19 protein-coding genes are annotated in these 24,675 nt (G+C 43.2%); 8 read left to right on the top strand and 11 right to left on the bottom strand.

The window, feature by feature from the left end:
- Window positions 1–125: 125 nt before the first annotated feature.
- Window positions 126–1,556 carry a sigma-54 interaction domain-containing protein gene (locus tag DRW41_RS11535; protein WP_222928845.1) on the bottom strand — a complete coding sequence of 477 codons (1,431 nt, stop codon included), beginning with the start codon at window positions 1,554–1,556 and terminating at the stop codon, window positions 126–128.
- 212 nt (window positions 1,557–1,768) lie between these two features.
- On the opposite strand from DRW41_RS11535, the gene fabG reads away from it, so the two are divergent.
- Both fabG and DRW41_RS11525 read left to right on the top strand, forming a co-directional pair.
- Complete coding sequence (fabG, locus tag DRW41_RS11530; RefSeq protein ID WP_115452156.1) at window positions 1,769–2,509, top strand: 3-oxoacyl-ACP reductase FabG; 741 nt, start codon at window positions 1,769–1,771, stop codon at window positions 2,507–2,509.
- 69 nt (window positions 2,510–2,578) lie between these two features.
- Complete coding sequence (locus DRW41_RS11525; protein WP_115452155.1) at window positions 2,579–3,406, top strand: alpha/beta fold hydrolase; 828 nt, start codon at window positions 2,579–2,581, stop codon at window positions 3,404–3,406.
- A gap of 107 nt (window positions 3,407–3,513) precedes the next feature.
- Here the strand turns inward: DRW41_RS11525 and DRW41_RS11520 are convergent, their stop codons facing one another.
- Both DRW41_RS11520 and DRW41_RS11515 read right to left on the bottom strand, forming a co-directional pair.
- The gene (locus tag DRW41_RS11520) at window positions 3,514–4,563 is read right to left on the bottom strand and encodes an LLM class flavin-dependent oxidoreductase (protein ID WP_115452154.1); all 1,050 of its coding nucleotides are present in this window, start codon (window positions 4,561–4,563) and stop codon (window positions 3,514–3,516) included.
- Between the two features lie 90 nt (window positions 4,564–4,653).
- A complete protein-coding gene (locus tag DRW41_RS11515) occupies window positions 4,654–5,250 on the bottom strand; it encodes a DedA family protein (protein WP_115452153.1) in 597 nt (198 codons plus the stop codon).
- A 206-nt stretch (window positions 5,251–5,456) separates the two neighbouring features.
- On the opposite strand from DRW41_RS11515, the gene DRW41_RS11510 reads away from it, so the two are divergent.
- Window positions 5,457–6,050 (top strand): uracil-DNA glycosylase, encoded by a 594-nt coding sequence (locus DRW41_RS11510; protein ID WP_115452152.1) that lies wholly within the window; start codon window positions 5,457–5,459, stop codon window positions 6,048–6,050.
- 126 nt (window positions 6,051–6,176) lie between these two features.
- On the opposite strand, the gene DRW41_RS11505 is transcribed toward DRW41_RS11510, so the two are convergent.
- Both DRW41_RS11505 and DRW41_RS23420 read right to left on the bottom strand, forming a co-directional pair.
- On the bottom strand, window positions 6,177–7,421 hold the full coding sequence (locus tag DRW41_RS11505; protein WP_115452151.1) for an MFS transporter: 1,245 nt from the start codon (window positions 7,419–7,421) through the stop codon (window positions 6,177–6,179).
- Window positions 7,422–7,546: 125 nt separating this feature from the next.
- A complete protein-coding gene (locus tag DRW41_RS23420) occupies window positions 7,547–8,440 on the bottom strand; it encodes an HD-GYP domain-containing protein (protein ID WP_245959414.1) in 894 nt (297 codons plus the stop codon).
- 64 nt (window positions 8,441–8,504) lie between these two features.
- Here DRW41_RS23420 and DRW41_RS23415 point away from each other — a divergent pair, with 64 nt between their 5' ends.
- The gene (locus DRW41_RS23415; protein ID WP_245959413.1) at window positions 8,505–8,870 is read left to right on the top strand and encodes a hypothetical protein; all 366 of its coding nucleotides are present in this window, start codon (window positions 8,505–8,507) and stop codon (window positions 8,868–8,870) included.
- A 311-nt stretch (window positions 8,871–9,181) separates the two neighbouring features.
- Window positions 9,182–10,996 (top strand): dihydroorotate dehydrogenase, encoded by a 1,815-nt coding sequence (locus DRW41_RS11495; protein WP_115452149.1) that lies wholly within the window; start codon window positions 9,182–9,184, stop codon window positions 10,994–10,996.
- A 47-nt stretch (window positions 10,997–11,043) separates the two neighbouring features.
- On the opposite strand, the gene pruA is transcribed toward DRW41_RS11495, so the two are convergent.
- Both pruA and DRW41_RS11485 read right to left on the bottom strand, forming a co-directional pair.
- Window positions 11,044–12,675: an L-glutamate gamma-semialdehyde dehydrogenase gene (gene pruA / locus DRW41_RS11490; protein WP_115452148.1), complete on the bottom strand. Its 1,632-nt coding sequence runs from the start codon at window positions 12,673–12,675 to the stop codon at window positions 11,044–11,046.
- 406 nt (window positions 12,676–13,081) lie between these two features.
- Entirely contained in the window at window positions 13,082–13,408 is a 327-nt protein-coding gene (locus tag DRW41_RS11485; RefSeq protein WP_115452147.1) for a hypothetical protein, read from the bottom strand.
- A gap of 685 nt (window positions 13,409–14,093) precedes the next feature.
- Here DRW41_RS11485 and DRW41_RS11480 point away from each other — a divergent pair.
- Together DRW41_RS11480 and DRW41_RS11475 are read left to right on the top strand one after the other, a co-directional pair.
- The gene (locus DRW41_RS11480; RefSeq protein ID WP_245959412.1) at window positions 14,094–14,576 is read left to right on the top strand and encodes a hypothetical protein; all 483 of its coding nucleotides are present in this window, start codon (window positions 14,094–14,096) and stop codon (window positions 14,574–14,576) included.
- Window positions 14,577–14,601: 25 nt separating this feature from the next.
- Window positions 14,602–15,111 (top strand): hypothetical protein, encoded by a 510-nt coding sequence (locus tag DRW41_RS11475; RefSeq protein WP_115452145.1) that lies wholly within the window; start codon window positions 14,602–14,604, stop codon window positions 15,109–15,111.
- A gap of 157 nt (window positions 15,112–15,268) precedes the next feature.
- Here DRW41_RS11475 and DRW41_RS11470 read toward each other — a convergent pair whose 3' ends face one another.
- The gene (locus DRW41_RS11470) at window positions 15,269–17,341 is read right to left on the bottom strand and encodes a DUF4179 domain-containing protein (protein ID WP_115452144.1); all 2,073 of its coding nucleotides are present in this window, start codon (window positions 17,339–17,341) and stop codon (window positions 15,269–15,271) included.
- A gap of 365 nt (window positions 17,342–17,706) precedes the next feature.
- On the opposite strand from DRW41_RS11470, the gene helD reads away from it, so the two are divergent.
- The gene (gene helD, locus DRW41_RS11465) at window positions 17,707–20,049 is read left to right on the top strand and encodes an RNA polymerase recycling motor HelD (RefSeq protein ID WP_115452143.1); all 2,343 of its coding nucleotides are present in this window, start codon (window positions 17,707–17,709) and stop codon (window positions 20,047–20,049) included.
- A gap of 263 nt (window positions 20,050–20,312) precedes the next feature.
- On the opposite strand, the gene DRW41_RS11460 is transcribed toward helD, so the two are convergent.
- From DRW41_RS11460 to DRW41_RS11450, 3 genes are all read right to left on the bottom strand, one after another.
- Window positions 20,313–21,533: an amidohydrolase family protein gene (locus DRW41_RS11460; RefSeq protein ID WP_115452142.1), complete on the bottom strand. Its 1,221-nt coding sequence runs from the start codon at window positions 21,531–21,533 to the stop codon at window positions 20,313–20,315.
- 13 nt (window positions 21,534–21,546) lie between these two features.
- Window positions 21,547–22,785 carry an amidohydrolase family protein gene (locus DRW41_RS11455; protein ID WP_115452141.1) on the bottom strand — a complete coding sequence of 413 codons (1,239 nt, stop codon included), beginning with the start codon at window positions 22,783–22,785 and terminating at the stop codon, window positions 21,547–21,549.
- A 76-nt stretch (window positions 22,786–22,861) separates the two neighbouring features.
- Window positions 22,862–24,439 carry a glutathione ABC transporter substrate-binding protein gene (locus DRW41_RS11450; protein WP_115452140.1) on the bottom strand — a complete coding sequence of 526 codons (1,578 nt, stop codon included), beginning with the start codon at window positions 24,437–24,439 and terminating at the stop codon, window positions 22,862–22,864.
- Between the last annotated feature and the right edge of the window lie 236 nt (window positions 24,440–24,675).

Here is a 24,675-nt window from a genome sequence, read left to right as displayed (position 1 = left end):
TAAAGGTTTTTTCGGTTTGCGAACTTTTTTGAAAAAATAAAAAATGACTTTGATCTTTTCACAAAGTCATTTTATTTTGTAAACGCTTACTTTTTAGTGTCCGATTTTCCGACAGGTGTATAGTTTCACGACAAAGGCGGATTTAATTGGTATTTTTCAATTTTATCGTAGAGGCTTGAACGGCTAATGTTGAGGATATCCGCTACCTTTACTTTATTATGATTCAACTCGTCCAGGTAATTTTTAATAATCTCCTTCTCCGTTTCCTCCAGGATACTTTTTAATGTTTGCCCTTTTGAAAGCTTATGAAGCTTCTTGTTACCCGTAATTCTGAAAGGAAGGTGGATAGAATGAATCGTATCTGTGTCTGTTAGATTGATGGCGCGCTCGAGTACGTTCTCGAGTTCCCTGACGTTGCCAGGCCAATGATAGTTCAGCAGATGCTCCATCGCATTCTTGGAAATAGTCGAGACGTAAACCCCTAACTGGCTCGACAACTTTTCAAGCAGCTTCATCGCCATGTCTGCCGTATCGTTTTCCCGTTCGCGCAACGGCGGAATTTCAATTGACATGACATTCAGGCGGTAAAAAAGATCTTCTCGGAATGAACCTTCTTCCACCATTTTTTCGAGGTTTTTATTGGTGGCCGCGATCACGCGCACATCGACTGGTATCGTCCTCGTGCCCCCCACCCTTTCAATCTCTTTTTCCTGCAGGACGCGAAGGAGCTTGGCCTGCATGCTGAGCGGCATGTCGCCAATTTCATCAAGAAAAATACTGCCGCCGCTTGCCAGTTCAAACTTTCCAGGATTGCCTCCTTTTTTAGCACCCGTAAACGCTCCTTCCACATAGCCGAATAGTTCCGACTCAAGCAGTTCCGCCGGGATGGCCGCACAGTTGACCTTGATAAATCTCTCATGCTGCCTGTTGCTTGAGTGGTGGATTGCATGGGCAAATAATTCCTTGCCTGTCCCACTTTCCCCCAGCAATAAAACATTCGATTTTGTCTGGGATGCCCTTCTTCCCATATAAATCGCCAACACCATTTTCTCGCTTGTCCCCAGGATGTTTTCCCAGCTATATTTCGCGCCATGGAGGTGTTTCAACTGTTCCTCGGCATAGTTTAACGCTGTCTCGAGAAGTTTATTTTTTTCAATAATATCCTTGAACTCTTTCACATCCTGGAAGAGCAGCAGTCCAAAGCCATAGGCCACTTCCTGATTGATATCCAAGACTGGTATTCTGTGGACAATCGCTGTTTTTCCGTTCTTGAATTTATGTTTCCATGCTATTTCCGGTTTTTTGCTTGATAGCACGTATGGGAATCTTGAAAATTCATCCACTTCCAATACCGGTTTACCGAGGATTTCTTCCTTCGGGAAACCTAAATAATCGGCGAAAATTTGATTAATCATCCGAATTTTCGTATCTTTATCAACCAAGATGATTGGAACTGAAATAGGATCAAACAGCTTTTCCATTGTATTCAGAAAAGCCTCGGAGCCTAGGACCTCCAAGTCTACAGTGGTGATTACGTTGGTAACATCCACACCCACAAATTCCCCTCCTTTTTTTCATCCCCTTTCCTTTATTGTATATAATTTACAATATAGATAGGAACTTTTTTATAAAAAATGTAGGAAATTCGGACAGTGTTATCTGTCGGCTTTATTCGGGGTGGCGACTTTTCTTTAAAAACCGTGATTATTCAGGTTGGCAAGATTCTTGCATACTACTTAATTGACTATATATTGGGAGGTAATGGGAAATGAGATTAAAAGACAGAGTAGCGATTGTTACGGGAGCTGGAAGAGGGATCGGGGAAGCAACAGCAATTAAATTTGCAAGAGAAGGTGCTAAAGTCATCGTTGCCGATGTAAACAGAGAGGACGTTGATCGGACTGTTTCTGTTATTACTGAAGGCGGCGGCGAAGTGGTTGGCATGATCGTTGATGTTACTGATTTGGGCCAGGTAGAAAAAATGGTTTCTGATACGGCGGAGCATTTTGGAAGCGTTGACATAGTGGTGAATAATGCCGGAATCACCGCTGACGCACAGTTGATTAAAATGGAAGAAGCCCAGTGGGACAGGGTCATTGATGTCAACTTAAAAGGTGTCTTCAACGTCGCCCAGGCCGCAGCAAAACAAATGAAGGAGCAGCAATCCGGCGTCATTTTGAATGCATCCTCTGTTGTTGGCCTATATGGAAACTTCGGACAAACCAACTATGCAGCAACCAAGTGGGGCGTCATCGGTATGACCAAAACGTGGGCGAAGGAGCTTGGCCGGTTTGGCATCCGTGTGAATGCGGTTGCCCCTGGATTCATCATGACGCCGATGGTCGAAAAAATGCCTGAAAAGGTCCTTGAAATGATGAAAGGAAAATCTCCGCTCGGGGTCCTCGGCCAGCCGGAGGACATTGCCAATGCGTATACGTTCCTTGCATCCGATGAAGCCAGATATATTACCGGGACAGTATTGAGCGTCGATGGCGGGGTTGTGCTTTAATTCATTTGGGGTTATCGGAAAATTTTCATAAGGGATTCAGCCTTTTTGCATATGATGGGAGGCGTTGGTATGGCAATGATGAAAATTAACGGAAATGAATTGTTTTATGAGGTGTTTGGGGATTCGGAAGCGTGCGAAACGGTTATGTTTTTTAATGGAGTGATGACGACGACATCTTCGTGGGCCTTATACTATCCCCTTTTTGAAAAACTCGGCTATCGGATTGTCCTTCACGACTTTAAAGGACAAATGAAATCGTCCAAACCTGATGGCCCTTATACATTCAGGGAGCATGCAGAAGATGCGAAGGCTTTGCTCGATGGGCTGGGAGTTGAAAAGGTGCATCTGGTCGGCACCTCCTATGGCGGGGAAGTCGCTTTAAGATTTGCGATTGATTATCCTGGGATGGCCGTTAGCCTGACTTTGATTGATGTTGCCAGTGAAATCGACGAAACGACTCGGCTGTTTTTGGAGGGCTGGAAACAGCTGGCGATAGGTCCTCAAGGAGAAGCTTTTTTCTGGGGAGCGGTCCCTTCCCTCTACTACAATTCCTTTGTTGAGAAAAATAAAGAATTTCTCGCCGAGCGGGCAAAGCTCATGAATGGAATTGGAGAGGATTATTTCAAGGGGCAGGTTCACCTCTATGATACGTATATCAATGATTTGGATGTAACCGGTGAGCTTTGCAAAGTGAAGTGCCCGACTCTCGTTGTGGTTGGGGAGAATGATCTGCTTACCCCCCGCCGATTTTCGGACATTCTGGTACGGCACATACCCGATACGGAGTATCTTATCATTCCCGAGTGTGGCCATGTGACAATTTTTGAAAAGCCTGGGACCTTGTTGACTGCGATGGTGGGGTTTGTTTTGAAAAACAGTGTGAATGTGAGGAGTTAATATGCCTGCCTCCTAGCGTCTTGAACTTCCTCACGACTTCATTTGGTAAGTCTTGAAAAGTGATTCGTACAATAACGGTACTTATCACTTTTCAAGACAAATAGTTATTACTGCGACGCTTCCCAGCGGGCGACTTCTTCCCTGACCCGCGGCGCCACTTTTGTGCCAAACAGCTCAATCGCCCTCATCACATCTTCATGCGGCATCGACCCAACCGGGCAATGCAGCATGAACCGGGTAATACCTACGTTTTTACGTAGAAAAATAATCTTTTCCGCGACTGTATCCGGATCCCCGACATAAAGCGCTCCTTCCAGAGTCCGCGCCGAGTCGAATGCCCTGCGTGAGTATGGCCCCCAGCCGCGCTCACGCCCCAGCTTGTTCATAACCTGCTGGGTTGACGGGAAAAACTTATCGGCTGCTGTCTCGGTATCCTCCGCCACAAAGCCGTGGGAATGGGACGCCACTTTCAATTTGGACAAGTCGTGGCCCGCATGCTCCGCCGCTTTCCAGTATAGCTGTACTAAAGGGGCAAAATGGAGCGGGCTTCCCCCGATAATTGCCAGAACGAGGGGCAATCCGAGCAATCCAGCGCGGACGACAGATTCCTGGTTGCCCCCGCTGCCGATCCAGATTGGCAATGGTTCCTGAACCGGGCGCGGGTAAATCCCAATATTATCAATCGCGGGCCTGTGTTTCCCTCTCCAAGATACTTTTTCGGACTTTTGCAGCGCCAGCAGCAAGTCCAGCTTCTCATCAAAAAGCTGATCATAATCCTTCAAATCATAGCCAAAGAGTGGGAACGATTCTATGAACGATCCCCTTCCCGCCATGATTTCCGCCCGGCCGTTTGATAATCCATCAAGCGTCGCGAAATCCTGGTAAACCCGGACCGGGTCATCCGACGAAAGCACCGTAACCGCGCTTGTAAGCCGGATCCTCTTTGTCTGCATAGCAGCAGCCGCCAGCAACACAGCAGGCGAGGATGCGGCAAAATCTTCCCGGTGATGCTCCCCCACACCGAAAACATCAAGCCCTACCTGATCCGCTAAAATAATTTCCTCAGCCACTTCACGCAAACGCTGTGCATGGCTGATTATTTTGCCAGTCTGTGGATCCGGCGTTGTTTCCACAAACGTGCTTATGCCCAATTCCAATTTCAATTCCTCCTTCAAAAGCAGCCCGAATGCATACCCTTATATCCTTCATTGTACATTTAATCGTACATTAAGCGAAAAAACCTGCTCTCAATTTCGTCTCCTGCCCCTTTTTTTCCAAAAGAGATAGATAACTGCAAGCAAGAGCAGAAAGCCAATCAAATAGAAGCTATACTTTGACCCGTACAGCTTTACTTTATCCCAATCCTTTCCCAGCACTGTTCCGAGGGTGATAAAGGTAAATATCCAAATAAAAGCCCCGCTGTAAGCAAAAACAACGAATCTTTTAAATGGGTAATTGTTAATGGCCGCAATGTATGCGGCAAGATGGCGGATTCCCGGGATAAAATAGCCAACAACAAGGATGGCCGGACCAATTTTATTAAATAACTTCCTAGTATATTCGATTTTCTGCTCGGTAATATGGACTTTGGGGCCAAATCTATGTAAAAGCGGCAACCCCAATTTATGCCCAATAAAATAACTCAGGCTAATCCCGCCTGCCGCCCCAACAAAGGCGCTCACTAATGATGGGAAATAGGAGAGCTTGTCCCGGAAAATTGAAAAACCGACATATGTCAAAAGGGCCTCATCAGGAAGGGGAAGGCCGACAATTCCCCCAACCAGCAAAATGATGATCCCAATATAGCCGAAATGTTCGATAATATAATTCAAATGCTGTTCCATTGCGCATCCCACCATAAATAATGTACAACTTTTCAATTACCCAATTTCCATATTTATAAAAAGGAAACAATATTATTCTTTAGCCAATCAACCTATTTATGCAAAAGGCTTATTCAAGAGCAGCAGTGTCTTAAAGATTTTAATTAGCACTTTTAATCCAGAGAAGTGGGCATAATGTTAAAAATTGATTTGGAGGAGGTTATCGTATGAGTGGGTTTTGTCCTTTATTATGGCCGGAAGAACCAACCCCAGAAGGTTTAAAGAACTGCAGTGAATGCGGTCTCGACGAGCATGGGTCTAGAATGGTTTGGGGTGAAGGAAATCCGGATGCACCCCTCCTAATCCTCCTGGACAATCCTGGTGCCCGGGAAGATCGGGAAGGCAAACCCTTTGTATGCGGAACAAGGCAAACACTTCAAAAGGCTGCCTTTAAAGCAGGTTTTCAAGCCGAGGATTTATATGTAACCTATGTTTTAAAAAGGAAACCGATTAGAAAATACGAAAAAGAAAGAACCAGGCAAATCTGCATGAATCATTTGAAACAGCAGCTTGAAATAAAGCAGCCTCAGCTTATTGTCTGCCTCGGCAATATTGCGGTCCAATCCTTTTTTCAGAATACGGAAGCTGACGTGAAATCATTAAGAGGACAAATCCATGAAGTCGATGGATACAAAACAATCGTTGCCTACCATCCATTGGCTGTCAGGCGCCGACCGAATCTTTGGCCGTTTTTTTTAGAAGATTTCAAACTTGCAGCAGAGCATTTTTTAACAATGGGCCTGTTAGTTAGACTACACTGACTCCAAAGATAATAAAACCCTAAAGCTGACAGCCCGAATAATCAGTTCTGTTTGCTCTAGGGATTCATTTACGGCTGGATACCAAAAGGCGAGTTGAAATTTCCGCTTTGAAGTTCGTTCTATGATTTATGATTGCTCTAGTGCTGGTTTTCCAGCCTCGATTAATACTTTGTTCCGCCCTAACAAGATCGCCAAGACAATGATGAAAACACCCGTTCCTATTAGCAGCCATTCGATTTTGATTATATCGGCGATCGGGCCAAATATAAGCATTCCGATTGGCATCATGGAGGTTGCAATCATCCCCATGACCCCAAAAACTCTTCCTAAATAGTCCTCTTCGATTTTTTCCTGCAAAAGAACGGTCGACGGAGTGTTGAAAATTGGCATTGTAACTCCGAAAATGCCCATGAAGATTAAATAAATCCAAAAGATTGGAACGATTCCAAGCCCGAATGTGCAAACTCCCATGACCACACTCGCAAATGCCATCGTTTTTACTTTATTTTGAAAACCTCCCCAGGCGGCAATAATTCCGCCGCCAGCCATCATCCCGATTGAAAAGGCAATCTCAATTGCAGTTAACCTCCATACATCATCGCCAAAGCTCCTTGCAACCTGTAATGGCGTCAAAAATGCCGCGGGCGCCATCAATACAAAAAAGACCGCAAAGAAAAGGAAAAATTGCTTTAGATAAGCATGGCTATTTATATAGTGCAAACCTTGTTTGAAGTCACTCAAGTAGCTCGTTGTTTGCTTTTCAGTTGCCTTCTTATGCGTGGGAATTTTTAAGAAAACAAGTAAAGTCACAATGGCTATCGTTGCTGTAATAACATCAATGAAGAAAATAAATTCAATCGAAGCCAATGCCAGTAACGCCGCACTGACCATTGGTGACACAAACATGATGATAGCTTGGATACTTCCATTAACTCCGTTTACCTTTGTCAGCTTATCCTTCGGAACGATTTGCGGCAAAATAGCCCCGACAGCCGGCGTCTGAATCCCCGTCCCAAAAGCGCGGACCGCTGCCATTACAAAAAGCAGCCAAATGGAATCGAACCCCATTAAAAAAAGAATAGCCAAAATTAATGTAGCCACTGCAATAAGCGCGTCTGCCAATACAATCAGCATTTTCCGGTTATAGCGGTCAGCCCAAACACCTGCAACAGGTGACAAAATAAACGTTGGGATGAAACCGCAAATGATATACAACATCATCATTAATCCTGATTTTGTCGTTAAAGTGATGTACCACATTATCGCATATTGAACCAGGGATGATCCAAAAAGCGATATCGTCTGGCTCGTTAAAAAGAGAATGATATTCTTGAACCAATTCTCCTTATAATCATTCGTTTCTACATTCATTTCTAACAACTCATTTCTACATTTCTGTTACTACTAGCAGCAGTATACCCAAAATTACTCTTATTGTACCCTTTTTGCGCCAGATTCCACATTTGCGAGAATATGTAGCAATACTCAGGATTCCTCTAAGCTAAAGCCCTCTTGACGATTGTCCCATCCTTTATGAATTCTGAAGGATATTGATAAACAAATGGATCCTTTATGCATACCGCTTCCCATGCAGCAACACAGGCAGGATCAAAGTGGGTTCCTATATTTTCTTTTAAAAATTCCATTGCCTTGCCATGAGTCCATGCTTTCCGGTACGACCTTTCAGATGTGAGTGCGTCATATACATCCGCCACGGCTACGATCCTTGCATATAATGGTATGTTTTCTCCAAAAAGCCTGTCCGGATATCCTGTACCATCCCACTTTTCATGATGGGACCGAATGATACTTAATTCTTCTTTTAAAAATCCAAGCCCTTTGCACATATTAAATCCTGTTATAGGATGTTCCTCAATCAACATTCTTTCTTCCTGCGTCAGTTTTCCTGGTTTATTAAGGATGTGATCGGGAATGCCTATCTTCCCAACATCATGAAGAAGGGAACCTTGCAGAATAATTCGCAGTTCTTCTGGTCTGAGACCCATTTCTTCCGCTAGTTTCAAAGCATATAAGGTTACCCTGAATGTATGTCCGGCTGTATAACTGTCTTTCTCTTCTGTTGCAGTTACAAGCGCCCTGATACTGGACGGTATGCTATTTGTTATCCGCTCAAACGGATCTGTGATAAATAGGGAACGCAATGATTCAGATACCGTTCCTTTTACCGCATATTGCTTGTATAAGCCAATGATCATAACCACCATCGAACCAAGAAGAAGGAAATGATAAATCCACCAGCCGAGGCTCCACAATAATCCTCTTACCATAATCATCTGGGAAACCATGATCCAGCCAGAGCTATAGACAATTGCCAGCTGCAATGGAAACTGCGTAAAACGGTAGGATTGGAAATACCTATGTATTGTCACCCCATTAAGCAAAAGAATCAGGACGGTAATTATATTCTTTAATGGATTTATGTTAAGTGGGACAATGTCAACAATCCCTGGATTCAGAAGGCCTATTACGCAAAAAATGCTTAGGGCAATTGTCCAGGAAGGAACCAGGACTTTTTGCCGAGAGGCGAGGAAAACTATAATTTTATTATTAGAGGAAAAAGAAGAGAACCATAGCCAAACTGTTACCAGCAACATACTTAATTGCGCCGCTACACCAGGAAGGCTTGTTATTCCAAAAATAAAAGACGGAGTTGAAAGGCCATGGACTGAAAACATAATAGAGAGAGAGATAAAAGCGAGCGATAGGATACTCACTTTTATATTCCTCAGCCTGCTGCCAGCCATTCCTACCAAAATAGCAATTCCTGAAGCTAGAATGGACACAACCGAAACAATATAAAAATGGCCATGCGGATGTACGAAAGCCGGATTCTTGATAATCTCCAAGTGAATCAATTCAAATAAAACATACGGGAAAATTATTGCTAAAAAAGGTATTAATATCATTATTTTTTTCATCTTAATCCTCCAGGTTGACCAACAGAACGAATAATGTGAATTCCGTCTCTATTTTAACACGGGAAGAAAATGGAAAGAAAATATTTTTTCTAAACCTATTTAAACAAGAGTGAATAATCATTTTAAAATGACAGGAACCGATCTTTACCCATATGGTAATATGTTAAAAGAGAGTGGAGGGGGAGAGAAACCATGCCGGATTGGTCGTATCATACCATATTCAAGCCAATTCTCATGAAGCTGCCACCTGCCTTTAGCCGCGGGTTTATTCACCGTGGAATGAGTATGATATCATCCACGCCAATCGGCGAAGCGCTAATTGAATTCCTTGGCCACATGGTGCCTCCAAAGGAACTTGGGAAGCATTTTTTCAATGTTCATTTTGACACCCCGGTAGGCCTGAGCGGGAGATTGGATCTAGAATTATCAGGATTGAAGGCCTTTCAAAACCTTGGATTTGGCTTCATCGAAATCGGCCCCGTTTCACTCATCGGCTCACCACAAAGGGAAATGCTACGGATTGAACACGAAAGGGAACGAATAACGGGACTTACTGGACGGACTCAAGGGCTGGAAGCAGTTAAAAAGGAACTTGTTTCTTTGAAAAAGAAGAAAGTGCCTTTTTTAATACGGACTGAAGGAACAATAAATGAAATTAACATAATTTGTGATGAACTCCTTGGTTTTAGTGACGCATTCATAATAAATAGCAATGTTTTCGAATCAGATACTCAATTTCACCATTTTAGGGATCGGATAGGTAAGCCAATTATCCTCGATTGCACAGCAGAACTTGGAACAACAACCGAACGGATTCGAACCTTTCATCCAAATGGAATCCTTATTGAAGGGACTTCTACTGAAATGCTTCGCCATGGACTTGCAGTTTTAAGGGGATCATTTGGTGAGGACGTGCCGCTAATAGCCTCAGGTGGAGTAAAGGAACCTGCTGATGCTGTGGCATTATTGAAGAACGGCGCTTCCCTTATCCTTTTGGGGCAGGAATATGTATTTTCCGGCCCTGGACTGCCAAAACGGATAAATGAAGCATACAGCGGCACTTTCCAAAAGCAGCCCGCCATTTTGGACGGATGGATCTGGTATTGGCTGTTTGGGTTTGCCATAACAGTTGCTGGATTCATTGCGTTATTTTTTAGCATGAAAAATGTGATCCTTCCCTACGATGAAGCATTCCTTGGTATGTTCAGGGATGATATTCTGGATTTTAATTCTGCGATTTTATTTTTTATGGCGCATGACCGCATGACACTTTCAGGGACCATGATTTCAGGTGGCATCATCTACATGCAGTTGGCGAGGCATGGAATCAGGCATGGGCTGCATTGGGCGAGAAAAGCCGTAAACACCGCCGGGTTTATTGGATTTCTAGGGATCTTTTTATTTATTGAATATGGGTATTTTGACTGGCTGCACGGATTGTTTTGGCTTATATTATTGCCTTTTTTCATTACGGGGTTCTTGAAGACACGAACCGCAGCGGAAAACCCCACAAGCACGAACCTTTACAACAGCCGTGCTTGGAAGCTGAGCCTGGTTGGGCAGCTTGCCTTTATCGTATTAGGGGCTTCTTTAACCATTGGCGGCGCCGTTATTTCGTTCATTGGGGCTTCAAGTGTGTTTGTCCCGACGGATATAACCTATTTATGCATGTCCCCTGAAATGCTTAATGCGTTTAACGATAAGTTAATTCCGGTGATTGCCCATGACCGCGCTGGTTTCGGAAGCGCGTTATTAAGTGTGGGGCTGCTTGTATTAATGCTTGCATTATGGGGAATCCGGGAGGGAGAGCGTTGGGTTTGGTGGACATTTACAATTGGGGCTATCCCGGCATTTTTAGCAGGGATTGTTACTCATTTTATTATCGGCTATACAGATTTCATCCACTTGCTCCCCGCGTATTTCGCCTTGCTCCTGTACGTTGCCGGGGTCATTTGCACCGCGCCATTTTTATTAAAAAAACAATTCAGTAGGCATATTTCCAAATGAAAAAGCGATTGAAACAATTCGTTTCAACCGCTTTTTAATATGGTATCTTATTCTTCATCCATGAATGGATATGTGATATCCGTTGTTGGCACAAAGTTTTCTTTGATGACACGTGGGCTTGTCCAGCGAATCATGTTGAAGATGGAACCTGCTTTATCGTTCGTGCCGGAGCCGCGGGAACCGCCGAATGGCTGCTGGTTGACCATCGCGCCAGTTGGCTTGTCGTTGATGTAGAAGTTTCCGGCTGCTTCGGATAGGCGGCGTTCCAGGTGAATGATTGCCTGGCGGTCCTGAGCGAAGATCGCACCAGTCAGCGCATAGATAGACGCTGTATTTACCGCATCCAATGTTTCTTCCAATTTATCATTTTCATAAACATAGATTGTCAGGACTGGCCCGAAAATTTCTTCAACCATCGTCTTGAAGTTTGGATTGGTCGTTACGATGATAGTCGGTTGAACGAAATAGCCGACAGAATCGTCGTAAGTGCCGCCCGCGATAATTTCCGCATCTTCGGAATTAGCCGCATAGTCGATATAGCCTGTGATTGAATCGAAAGCAGGCTTATCAATAACCGCGCCCATGAAGTTCCTGAAGTCGCGGACATCGCCAACTTTAAGCTTCGCGGTTTCTTCAAGCAATTTTCCTTTTACTTCTTCCCACATGCTCGCAGGGATGTAAGCGCGGGAAGCCGCCGAACATTTTTGGCCCTGGTATTCGAATGCGCCGCGAACGAGAGCGGCCGCTACTTTATCCGCTTGGGCGGTTTCGTGGGCAAATACAAAGTCCTTGCCGCCAGTTTCCCCGATCAGGCGAGGATAGGAGTTATACTTCGCAATGTTTTCCCCGACAGTTTTCCAAATAGTATTGAACGTATCTGTTGAACCAGTAAAGTGGAATCCGGACATGCGACGGTCTGTCAACACAACTTCAGAAACCTGTGAACCGCGGGAAGGCACAAAGTTGATAACGCCTTTTGGCAATCCGGCTTCTTCAAGGATTCGCATGAAATAGTAGTTTGCAAGAATGGAAGTCGTTGCCGGCTTCCAAACAACCACGTTCCCCATCATAGCGGGAGCCGCGGGAAGGTTTCCGCCGATTGCCGTGAAGTTAAATGGAGAAATCGCCAATACGAAACCATCCAATGGGCGGTAATCCGTACGGTTCCAAATATTCTTCATGCTCTCAGGCTGTATTTGATAGATTTGGTTGGCGCACTCAACGCCAAATCTTAGGAAGTCAATTAATTCCTGGGCCGCATCAATTTCAGATTGGAATGCGGTTTTGGATTGGCCGAGCATTGTAGCAGCGTTCATGACATCGCGGTATGGACCGGAAATCAAATCAGCCGCTTTCAGGAAAATGGACGCGCGATGTTCCCAAGGCATATTGGCCCATGCTTCTTTCGCAGCCATCGCCGCTTCGACGGCATCACGAAGTTCTTTTTCGCCGGCTTGCGAATAGTTTGCGAGGACATGCTGGTGATCATGAGGCATAACGACTTGTTTCACTGTATCCGTCTTAACATCCTCCCCGTTAATGATGACAGGGATTTCAACAACCATTTCAGACTGGCGCTTCAATTCAGCTTTTAATGTTTCCCGTTCTTTTGTGCCGGGAGCATACGTATTGCCAGGCTCGTTTTTAGCTGTAGGGATTTTGAAAACTCCGTTACTCATAGTCTCACTTTCCTTCCTATTAAAGAATACTCACTATTATACAAATATATTTATTCACACCGTCAAAATTATAACATACTTTCGCGATTCTTGCCCCTTCTTTTCCTCATATAGAACAGGGATTCCTTTCCTTGTCAGAGACAAGCCTCTCAAAGCAAACCAACAAAACCCCTGGCATATGAAAAATTTTTCCCAGCCAGGGGTTAATCAACATTATAGTATACGGGAAAGTTGTTCGTTCTCCCTTCTAACCCTCTAACCTTTCCTTCACAGTATTATAATAGTATTCTTCCTATGTCATATGGGGCGGCATTCTTCGTTCGGGGAAGGATATAATTTAAAGGTTTTTTTTGGGGAAAAAGAGATGGTTTTTTAATGAGGGAAAAATCGCCGCGATTATCGGACATTAGCCAAAGTATACTTTGACACTGCCCTCTTTTTGCGCTGTTGCCAAACAGTTTCTTATAAAATCAAGAATTTGTTTTCCATCGTATTTCATGAAATTGTCCTGTGAATGGGAAGAACCGGTGTAATCTTGGTTAAAGTCTTGCAGCGCTTTTTCGATTTGCCGGATTGTAAACGTTGTACCCCTTCCTGATCCGCTAACCCCAGCATAATAATCAAACGCTTCCAGCAGGCGGTAAAGTATGAGCGCATTATGGTTTCCCATGCTAAAACGCGCGTAAGCAATTTCCACTCCTGCTTGATTGAATCCTGAAATATCGTGGCCCATTATTAAATCCTCCTGAATTTTAGATTTGCACACCAAAATCCTTCCATGGCCCGGAAAGCAGTAAATGTGTACTTGTCCGCAACGCTCCTTTCGTGGTTATTTTTTGTTAAAAGTTATTGGAAAAAGCATGTGAAAAAGGTTTAGGCAGAATAACGCGAGGGTTGAGATAAAGTGGTTTCAAAAGCCAATCATCAGTTCGATAGGATTATAGGTGTACGGGAAGTAAAAAAAGATGAGAGAAAGAAAGAGGCCATGTGAGGGTTACTACTTAATATTTCCATTATTTATTCTGCTTGTCAATAACCGATAATTCGACAAATACGGCTTCCACTTTGAGAGTTTTCCAGCTACACCCTTGCTCTAACAATGTTCTTCTTCACGGAGGGTATTTTACGCCTCGCCTACATCCATAGAACGGACAAAAAGAGATTTTACACGGATGATCTAAATGAAAGTCATATTTTTTTCTTATAAAGCATATGTTTTTCTGATGAAATAAACCTTGTATGCTGTCACTGCTGAAACGGCACCAACTGGATTACCACTACATACACATTAATGATATTGACAACCGTTTGCTCCATTACTTTTGTAAAGTGGAGTTTTTTTATTAAATGACAATATAGAAGAAGCGGAATTTAAACATAAAGTGAGGGATGAGTACATGACGACTTCTTATATGGAGATGAGTTCCTATAGAAACTATTATTTAAATGCCATATATTCCGCGTTAGAAAAAGGAATGGCCGCCAAGGAAGTGGTATGCTCCATCACCACGGGATTTCGATCGATTCCTTCAATACGCACTGCACCTGGCCTTAATCCATACCATGCTTCGGTGGCCGATATCGGATATGGATTCGATGCCGCACAAGGAACCATCCAGCGACTTCTTCAAGGTGAACGGATTCCTCTTGCAAAAGAAATGTTGGTGTTTGACCTTGATACATTAAGGATTAGCGAAAAACAATTAAGCCCCAATTTTGAACTAGCTGTTCAAGAGGCGTCTCCAAATGTGTTATATCTGGTCGAACAAAGCCGATATTTAAATAATCAAATTTCCAATCGAATTAATGAAGCGATCAGACTCGGTAAAGAGCTTCTAGGTTCCGACTGGGAAATCGTTCACGAACGGATCAAGAACGTACAGGCGATCCCGCGACTTTAAAAGGATTCACAATGGAGGGAGAAAAATGCCTTATACACAAACGCTAGATATGAGTGCAAATGATCAGCAACGTTTGATGGAGTGGTGGAACGCGACAGAGTCAGCGAAAGGGGTTGTCCGGCATTTAGTCTCATTAGTTAGTGAGCTTCGCTTACATCCGGAGTCAAGCCATGCAGATGGAATGGTTCTTTTTTACCGGGCTGTCTCTGAAATATCATACGGCCATGCTGGAATCCGCGGATGCATTCGACGCGCTTTTTCAGGAGAATACTCTGATGGCCTCCGGAAGAATATGTCCATGTGCCATAGCTTCGCCCACAAATATTCCGTTGATTCAAAAGTGATGCTAGAACGTGTGGCAAAGCAAATAACTGGAGAAAATGCGCTTCAATTAATTAGCCGTATACGTGAGGCGCTAATGAAAAATGATGAAATGTTAAATGAAATTTCCAAAAAAGCTCAAGCCTTCTTCGGAAAAGATGCTTTACAGTCCTTACAAAATGATATAAAGCATTCATCTACTTTACCAATCTAAAAAGACTGCACCAGCTGAAAACTTTACGAGATGGAAACAGAAACAAACCGTTCTCTCATATCTTGAGGAACGGTTTGTTATTTTGCTCTATTTTTATTATCCATTAGCTTGCTTCAAATTGGTGCATGCCTTTCTAAAAACTTTTATTTATAAAGTATTATTTCACAGATATTTTCACAACATCATCCATGTATTTAGTTTTATTATAGCCTTGCAACACAAGCCGTTTAGGAATTGCAATCTCCCCGGCTTGGTTGCTCTGCAGCCTTATCGTGTTAACTGTAGTCAAATGGCGGGGGTTTTCGATTTCTTCATAGTTTATAATTTCATCCAAATTGTATTTTTTTCCATTCGCATCCACAATTACTCCCTCTGGATACATCTCTGTTTGAAACGCCCCGTTTTCATAATCACCCGCGACATCAAACCAAAACGAATCGTAAGTACGATTTTTAATTTCATGATCACTGATGACTATAGTGGTGGGTGTTCCGATTTCAAACTTGTCGATGGAAATTGTACTCCCAGCATATTCAAACGTTTGCGGATAGCTCTGTGAAGCATCAAGTATGATCGTTTTTAAATCTTCAATTGTTAATAGAGCAGATTCAAATTGGACGCTGATGCCTTTTGGTTTATCTCCAAAAAATGGGTCAAATTGAGATTGAAAACTAATCCAATTCATATTTTCTTCTATATAGTTATTATTGGGATACTTTTCAGCTTTCACTTTTTTACCGTTCACTTCAAGCTTGTTAAACCGGAGGAACTCCATCCGCTTGCCCGCCTGCCCATTTTCATAGGCGTATTGCAAAATCGTTATGGTCGGAGCGATTGTAAGTTTCTCGAATCGAACCGGAATCCCCTCGACCTCCGTTTCTCCATTCAATGCATATTCGGCGGACGGGAGCCTCGTTACAGGGATTTCGAAGTTCCACTCCCCTGTTTCGTATTCAATGTTGTTATATGCATCCATAACATTTTGAACGGATAAATCACTTAATTTTAATTTCTGAAGCCTCGTAATCTTTAATTTGATAGTCCCGTTTTCCTTTTTCAGCGGTAAAAGGCTGACCTTGCCCCGATACACGTTTTTGCCTTTTTTATTTGCCTCCCATTCAAGGTGAGGCGGATAAAATCTTTGCTGTGTGTCACGGTTCATGATTTCACCCATGTTCTCCACTGAAAAGCCATCATGAATATTAATCATATATTGGTAATCTTCAGCCGTATCTTCCACTTCATAAAAAATGAGTGTTTGAACTTCATCAGCAATTACGCTTTTGATTCTAACTTTCACACCACCGCTTTCTGCCTCCAGGTTCAGGACTTTCCCAAAACCATGGCGCAGGAATCCGCGCAATTCCGCATTTTCTTCTGCATGCGCATAATAAACGTTGGAGAACGAACCTGTTAGAACCTCAATAGCTATTAACAATGCGAAAATCCCTGCAAAAGCAAACCCAATCCTTTTCCGTTTCTTGAGCTTCTCTTGCCTCTTTTTATCTCTTTCTGCCAGCCTTGCTTCTACATTCTCCATGAAATTCGACGGCACTCGGAAATTCTTGATCCCTTCAGCAAAATTTTTCAAAGTTAATACGACTTCCTGAAAAGTAGCCAAATCATCCTGGCAATCGCGGCAGTGATACACATGAATCTCGAAATCAATCTTTTCTGGCCGAGCCATGGTTCCTTCCAAGTAATCGATGTACTTCTCTTGATATGATTTACAGCCCTTCATGCTTTGCCGATAGCCCAGCCCATTTTTAAGCGACTGGATACCCGAAAACAATAGCTCATTCATCGTTTCCGGGGAAACATTTAGAAGTTGGCCTGCGTCTGCCCGGGACATCCCTTTTATAAAGGCAAGGGCAATTGCTTCTCTCTCATCTTCTTTCAACTGATCTAGCGCTTTAAAAAAGTCCGGGCGTGATTCACGTTCCGCCGAAGCTTTCATTCCTGTTTCCTTGGAAAGCTCCCGGCAGGTTTGGATAAATATCGACGCAACCCGAGTGTCAAATAACGGCTCTTTAGTAGGCCTGGGAATTTCTTTATGTACCTTTAGTATCGAACGGTAGAATAGCTCCTCCATTTGCTCCTGAATTCGAAAATAGGTACATCCTAGAATATAAAATGATTGTTTGTGCTGATTGAACCAATCGGCGATGGATTCCACCCCTGTATTCATTATCGGCTTTTTTGAAATGGGCTCTATTTTTGCCGGGATCATTAAGTGTCCCCCCTAAATCTGTATCTTTATTTAATCATATAAGCACATCCAGATATTGACAATACCGTTTCGGCCAAGGAAATTGCAGCAGAGTGTCCAGAAACACTAAGAATCAACATAAAAAAACCTCCATGGCAATTAGCATGAAGGGTTTCTAATGGCAGATTATTAATGATAATTTTAAAAATATAAAATACAAATTATAAACAGGTCCATGACATTGAAAATAATGGGCACCTGTGGTAAATTTATATAGATAGACACATTTTTTTATATGAACGTCTATTGTCCCTATTATAATTATACATCAAAGGTTCTTCAAGAGTCAACCCCTAATAGCCAATTTTTTAAAAGGAGTGTTTGCTGTGAATCCAGAATTCCAACAGGAGCAAAAACGAGTCGACAGAGTCGTGAAGACAATTAAGGAGCAAATCCGGAAATTGGAGGACAAAACTGCCCGGCATCGAAACGAGGTCATTCACATCCGCAAACACTTTTGGGACGAAATAAAGGTAAATACGGATACATTCGATGATTACCTCGAGACCATTATCGGCCTGCGGCAAGAGGCCCAAGCCCTTGCCGTAAGCCAAAGCACACACAGACATGCATCCACGAGATTATCCGCGCTCCGCCGTATGGAGAAGGTTCCCTATTTCGGCCGGATCGATTTTACTGAAGAAGGAAATGCAAACAAGGAACAGATCTATATTGGCATTTCCACCCTTACGGATGAAAGCGGCGATAACTTCCTAATCTACGACTGGAGGGCGCCGGTCTCAAGCGTCTATTATGATTACCAGCCCGGTCCGGCTAAGTACGAAACCCCCGGTGGGGAAATCACGGGGGTGTTGGAGGAAAAGTGGCAGTACCTTATCCGCGATGGCATTCTCCAATCGATGTTTGATACGAGCCTCACCATCGGGGACGAAATTCTGCAAGAAGTTCTTGGAAAAGGCACAGACAAACATATGCACAGCATTGTCGCGACCATCCAACAGGAACAAAACAAAATTATCCGCCATGTGCGCGGGAGGCTGCTCATTGTGCACGGCGCTGCCGGAAGCGGAAAGACGTCGGCGGCACTGCAGAGGATTGCGTATTTGCTCTACAAATACCGGAATAGCCTTAATGCCGACCAAATCATTCTATTTTCGCCCAATTCAATGTTTAACAGTTACGTGTCCAATGTGCTACCGGAACTTGGCGAAGAAAATATGCAGCAGGTTACATTCCAGGATTACTTGGTCCATCGTCTTGCCGGAGAGTTTGAAATAGAAAATCCCTACGGGCAATTGGAATATGTTTTAACGGCTGTAAATACCCCTTCTTACTGGCCAAGGATAGCCGCAATCCGATTCAAGGCGTCAATCCGGTTTTTTGAGGCAATTAACTCATACAGGAAGTCGTTGGAATTCTCCGGAATGATTTTCAAAGGAATTAGCTTCAGAGGAAAGCCACTTGTCACCTCGCAGCAAATTGCGGAAAGGTTTTATAGCTGCGACACCTCCCTTCGCTTCCATAACCGTCTTGAAAAGCTTAAGGATTGGCTATTAAAGAAAATAAATGAAGCTGAAAAGGCCGAGCGGGCAAAGCCATGGGTACAGGAGGAAATTGAGCTGCTTAGCAACGAGGAGTACCACAAGGCATACACCTATCTGGCGAAAAAACGCGGCTTTAAAAGAGATTCGCTTACGGATTATGATATGGAGCCCGAAGCGCTTGCCGGTATAATTGTCCGCCGGAAAATGAAGCCGCTCCGGAACCAGATCCGGGAGTTTCTTTTCATAGACATCAAGGGAATGTACAGGCAGATTTTTTCGGATTCAATGCACATTCAACAGTTGATAGAGGGAGAGACAGCACCCCCTGATTGGGCGAACGTGTGCCAGTTGACATTGGAAATGCTGGACGAAGATAAATTGTCTTATGAAGATGCCACTCCGTATTTATTCCTGAAAGAGCTTATACTTGGCTTTCAGACGAACAGCTCGATTAAACATATCGTTGTTGACGAGGCACAGGATTATTCGCCGTTTCAATTCGAGTTTTTAAAGCGGTTGTTCCCTTTAGCAAAAATGACTGTTCTCGGCGACTTTAATCAGGCAATATTCGCCCATGCCAGTGAAATGGCTGATTTCAACACACTTACGAAACTTTACGGACCGGAAGATACGGAAGTAATCAACCTGGCGCGGAGCTACAGGTCAACAAAGCCGATCATCGAATTTACACGCAGACTCGTTCCTAACGGTGAAAGGATTATTCCTTTCGATCGCGTAGGCGAGCGGCCCGCGCTTACACAATTGACGGATCACGCCGAACTGCATCGCTCTATCGCCTCAAAAGTTACAGAATTGCAAGGCTTAGGGTTTAACAGCATCGCGATAATATGCAAGTCCGCGGCGGAAAGCGAGAGAGCATTCGAGGGGCTGTCGACTATTGAGGGAATTAAGCTTATAAAGGTTGGTTCACTGGAATACGAGCAAGGGGTTGTCGTCATACCGTCGTATTTATCGAAAGGAATCGAATTCGACGCCGTCCTCATTTATGATGCATCGGCACACGTCTATGGCGATGAAAGCCTGCGAAGGATTTTCTACACCGTCTGCACAAGGGCCATGCACTATTTGCAGCTCTATAGCGTAGGGGAACCAAGTCCATTTTTGAGGGATGTTTTGCGGGAAGGGTTTGTGGTCCAGGCTTGACAAGGACAATGCCATGGCAAATGAAAGAAGGCAACTCCCCTTAGGGTTAGTTGCCTTCTTTCAATATGTTTTAAGTACTTCCATTCCCCTTCAGGGCGTTTGCAGTTGGCTTGTGCCAGCTTCTCCTTGGAAGGGAGCTTCGTACTTAACTCGCTCATCTCGATCAACATAGTAACCGCCGCCAAGACCAAGCGCTCCAGTTTTAAAGGTGTAGGTATTGTATCTCTCACCGGCTTTTAGGACATAAGAGAAAGCTTTCTTTGTTATAGCTGCCCAGAAACTACTTTCCCTTTAAAAATGACTGCTTCCCGTTTTGGTGTTCTTGCCACTGCTTCTGCGGAACAAGATGCATCGACAAGCACAAGACTTGCTTCATCCCCTTGAAGCGGCCAGGCAACTTCACCATCCTTCGATAAAGGCGTTGGGCCTCCCGTTGCCCATTTAAGAGACTGTGCCAATGAGCGTTCATCGCTTTTACGGTACAATTCAACATAACGTGTGACTTTTTCTAATACATCACCTGTGCCGAATGGTCCCCAGGAATCATAGAATCCATCACAGCCTAAATAAACATGAACGCCCTTGCGATCCAAAATCGCGATTGGAGGCAGGGTTCTTGAAATAGGAATGGTAGACATGATGGACATTCCCAGCCCGCTTAATCTTTCGGCGATTTCTTCTTGCTGAGGTACTGGTACGTCCCCTAAGCTAAAAGCATGGCTAACCGCCGCACGATTGTGCCATCCTGCCTCTTCTACAAATTCCGCAAGTTTATCTACAGTATAATAGCCAACATGCCCGCCATCATGTAAATGGATATCGATATCCGCATCAAATTCAGTAGCCAGATTCATTACTTCATACAGTGATTTTTCAATGTTTCGATCAATCCCCGCCGGATCTAACCCGCCTACAAGGGTTGCGCCTGATCTCATCGCTTCCTTCATTAAAGGAATAACCTGATCTCTTAATAACCCATGCTGCGGGAAAGCGACGATTTCATAGGTAAGCTTATCAGAATAGTCCTCCAGTGCAGCTTTAACCCCCTCAAGATTTTTCAAGCCTATATAAGGGTCGATATTTACATGTGTGCGGATATGTGTAGAACCATGCGAAAGGATTAAGTCAATCATAGCACTTGCCCGCTGTTTTGTTGTTGGCGCTAATTCTCCAAGCTCCATGGCTTCGAGCTTCAGCCGTTCTTCCAAGTTTTTGGCAGGTATAGGCGCCTTCCAATCAAGCGAAAGATAGGTTTTATCCAAATGGTTGTGCATTTCTTTAAACGGCGGCAATGCCAATAATCCTTTTCCATCCTTTACGTCTTCCGCTTCCGGAATAGCAAAGCCATTACTTTGCTTCTCTACAATTCTTCCATTCTCTATTTTCAAGTGAAAAAGCTCTGTTTTTGTTTCATAAGCCCCTTTTTCATCTTGTATATATCCAGTTTCAAGTTTTACATTTGTTAACCAATAGGGAGTGGCCATTTTATTACCTCCTTTATACCTCCATCGGGTTGGATTCCGTTAACTTGCTTTCAACCTTTTTCCCTTTGAAAAATAACGATTGGACGGAAGCTCTTCTTGCAACTGCTTCTGCAGAACAGGAGGCGTTTACGAGCATCATCGTTGCTTCATCGCCAACCTTTGGCCAAATGCGCTCTCCGTTCTCATTTAGCGAGGTAACTCCCCCGGTTCCATATTTTAGTGTTTTGGATAAGGAATATTCATCGGATAAACGGAAGCGTTCTGCAAGGGTTCCGAGCTTTTGAATCGTATTTCCTGTACCAAATGGCGACCAGTGGTCTGTAATACTGTCATGTCCGACGGAAACTTTAACACCTAACTTATCAAGAACGGGGATTGGTATAGTTGTACGATTTACTGGGACAGTAGTGGTGACATCAATCTCCAGTTCTCTTAGCATAGCCGCCATTTCACTCAGGGCTTCCCCTTGAAGATCAGCTAAAGCAATTCCATGGCTGATGGTGGCCCTCCCCTTAAGTCCAGCCTCTTCGGTATAATGTGCCATTCGTTCAAATGTAAAGGCCCCCAACGTATTAGGGTCATGCAAATGAATATCGACTCCTGTATTGTTTTCAACTGCAATTTCAAAAATCGTATATAGGGATTTTTCAATATTTCGATCAACGGTAGCAGGGTCGACGCCGCCAACTAAAGTTGCTCCATTCTTCATTGCATCGCGAATTAATTGGACAGAGTCACTTCTTAACAAGCCATGCTGCGGGAAGGCAACAATTTCATAGGTAAGCACATCTTCATACTTTTTTAAGGCATTTACCGTTGCTTCCAAATTTTTGAGGCCAATTACAGGATCAACATTACAATGAGTCCGAATATGGGTATGTCCGTTCCTCAAGTACAATTCAATCATTTTCTCAGCACGTTCTTGGGCTGTTGGCAAAAGCTTTGGAAGCAATTCTTTTTCCTCTTCCAATCTAGTGAAAATTCCTTTTGTAATCGGGGTGCAGGCTTTCCAAGGGCCGCCGTAATAAGTTTTATCGATGTGGATATGCATATCTTTCAATGAAGGAAGCAGAAGATGAGTTTTAGCATCGACCTGCTTCTCATCCGGGGACGGCAAAACATCTGTAATTTCGGCTATCATTCCATCTTCAATTTTCAAATGACATATTTCCGTTTCGGTACCTATAATACGTTGATGGTCGTATTTGTAGCCTTTTTCCAAGCGGACATTTGTCAGCCAAAAAGTAGTCATGAAAATCCTCCTATTATTGAAATAGGAAAAGTACTTTTTCACAAAAGTACTCTTCCACTGATTATTTAACTATCATTTACTTAATTACTACATCATCAATCATTAGATAATTCGCTGCATTCAACCAATAACCACTTACTTTTTTACTATGTACAGCCATATGCTCATAGTTACGGATTGGAATATAAACAGCATCATCAATTTCCTTTTGCATAACTTTTTCATAAAGGTCTAAACGTTTGGCTTCATCTGTTTCCTTACGAGCCGCTTCAATCATTTCGTCTACTTCTGGATTACTATAGTAAAAATGGTTTCCTGCAGGGCCCTGTGATGCAGAGTGGAATAAATTATACTGATTGTAGTCTCCATCCCCAGTTGCATTTCCCCAACCGCCAATAAATAAATCGTGTTCTCCTTTATTGGCCATTTCAATATACGCACCATACTCCATTACTTGAATATCAACCGTCACGCCAATTCCTTTTAATTGAGATTGAATAACCTCTGCCATGTTTATACGTTCTTTCCGATCGCTAGTCAGCAATGAAATCTTGAGCCCGTTTCCATAACCCGCTTCTTTTAGCAATTTCTTGGCTTCATTCAGATCATAATCATAAGGCTGAACCTTATCGCTATGCCCATTCACCTTAGGGCTCATTGCTACGTTAGCCAGGGTTCCAACGTTATTATAGACACCTTTAATAATCGCTTCTCTTTCAATAGCATGGCTGATGGCTTTACGGACTTTAACATCATCGAGCGGTTTTTTCTTTGTGTTAAAACCAACATATTCTACAGCAAGTCCTTCTGTACGGTATAAATCCATCTTATCCGACGCTTCAATTCGTTCAATTTCAGTGACAGGAACTTGGTCATTTATGTGTGCTTCTCCTGTTTCAATCATCGCGAGACGAGTAGCATCTTCAGGTACTACCTTAAATACGACGCGCTCGATAGTAGGCTTCTTGCCCCAATAGTTTTCATTTTTCTTTAATGATATTTCCTGGCCGCTCTTCCATTCTTCAAATACAAATGGACCGGTTCCAACAGGGTGATCGGCTAATCCTTCTGGATTCTCCGCAATCGCTTTAGGACTGAGAATGCTGCCTTCCTGGCTGGCCAGAATCGATAACAATGGTGCGTAAGGGTAAGCCAGCAATAATTGTACAGTATACTCATCGATTACTTTTACTTCGGTAATCATTGAAAACTTCTCACGCTGCGGCGATCCTGTATTTGGATCTAATAAACGATCAAAGGTTGCTTTAACAGCTTCAGCGTTAAAAGGCGCCCCATCATGGAATGTTACATCATCTCTTAATTTAAATTCCCATGTTGTATCATTAACTACTGTCCATTCTTTTGCAAGAAGAGGCTGAATTTTAAAATCCTTATCTGGAACCACTAGCCCCTGATAGACTTTCTGGTAGATGATATTTGCTGACGGAATATCAGTAATAAAATGCGGATCCAATTTCGTTGCATCAGAGAGCCGAACAACCGTTAATGTAGCCCCTTGCTTCTCCTCTCCCTTTTTAGCAACACCTACATTTGAAGAAGTTGGTTTTGTGGAACATGCTGACGCAATCACTAACATTAAACCAATCAATACTAGCAGCATGCCCTTTTTTACAGTTCGTCTTTTTTTCCCCATTTTTTGTCTCGCCTTTCCTCTGTTTTTTATTTTCCGACTATTCTGGATTCAAAAGAAATTATTCTTTACCATCCCTATCTGCATTATAGAAAAAGATTCGTCAAATTATTTACAGAATATTTACAACATTTTTAAGTATATTGACAATTCATTTGAAAAATATTTACTTTCACTTAAATTTTGATAATTTTGTACTAACTCAATAGAACTAATTTTATCCGTAGAAGGACTAACAG

It is taken from the genome of Neobacillus piezotolerans, from assembly GCF_003362805.1.
GTDB classification, from domain to species: domain Bacteria; phylum Bacillota; class Bacilli; order Bacillales; family Cytobacillaceae; genus Bacillus_D; species Bacillus_D piezotolerans.
Note: the sequence above shows the minus strand (reverse complement) of the source record. Positions and strands in the feature narration are given on the sequence as shown.

Excerpts from the sequence above, each read along its gene's own strand:
- DRW41_RS11455 (WP_115452141.1), bottom strand. The coding sequence starts at position 22,785 with ATGACTACTTTTTGGCTGACAAATGTCCGCTTGGAAAAAGGCTACAAA.
- DRW41_RS11475 (WP_115452145.1), top strand. The coding sequence starts at position 14,602 with ATGCCTTATACACAAACGCTAGATATGAGTGCAAATGATCAGCAACGT.
- DRW41_RS11460 (WP_115452142.1), bottom strand. The coding sequence starts at position 21,533 with ATGGCCACTCCCTATTGGTTAACAAATGTAAAACTTGAAACTGGATAT.
- DRW41_RS11470 (WP_115452144.1), bottom strand. The coding sequence starts at position 17,341 with ATGATCCCGGCAAAAATAGAGCCCATTTCAAAAAAGCCGATAATGAAT.
- DRW41_RS11450 (WP_115452140.1), bottom strand. The coding sequence starts at position 24,439 with ATGGGGAAAAAAAGACGAACTGTAAAAAAGGGCATGCTGCTAGTATTG.
- DRW41_RS11505 (WP_115452151.1), bottom strand. The coding sequence starts at position 7,421 with ATGAATGTAGAAACGAATGATTATAAGGAGAATTGGTTCAAGAATATC.
- DRW41_RS11480 (WP_245959412.1), top strand. The coding sequence starts at position 14,094 with ATGAGTTCCTATAGAAACTATTATTTAAATGCCATATATTCCGCGTTA.
- DRW41_RS23415 (WP_245959413.1), top strand. The coding sequence starts at position 8,505 with ATGTCAACAATCCCTGGATTCAGAAGGCCTATTACGCAAAAAATGCTT.
- fabG (WP_115452156.1), top strand. The coding sequence starts at position 1,769 with ATGAGATTAAAAGACAGAGTAGCGATTGTTACGGGAGCTGGAAGAGGG.
- DRW41_RS11495 (WP_115452149.1), top strand. The coding sequence starts at position 9,182 with ATGCCGGATTGGTCGTATCATACCATATTCAAGCCAATTCTCATGAAG.
- DRW41_RS11510 (WP_115452152.1), top strand. The coding sequence starts at position 5,457 with ATGAGTGGGTTTTGTCCTTTATTATGGCCGGAAGAACCAACCCCAGAA.
- DRW41_RS11515 (WP_115452153.1), bottom strand. The coding sequence starts at position 5,250 with ATGGAACAGCATTTGAATTATATTATCGAACATTTCGGCTATATTGGG.
- DRW41_RS11525 (WP_115452155.1), top strand. The coding sequence starts at position 2,579 with ATGGCAATGATGAAAATTAACGGAAATGAATTGTTTTATGAGGTGTTT.
- DRW41_RS11485 (WP_115452147.1), bottom strand. The coding sequence starts at position 13,408 with ATGGGCCACGATATTTCAGGATTCAATCAAGCAGGAGTGGAAATTGCT.
- pruA (WP_115452148.1), bottom strand. The coding sequence starts at position 12,675 with ATGAGTAACGGAGTTTTCAAAATCCCTACAGCTAAAAACGAGCCTGGC.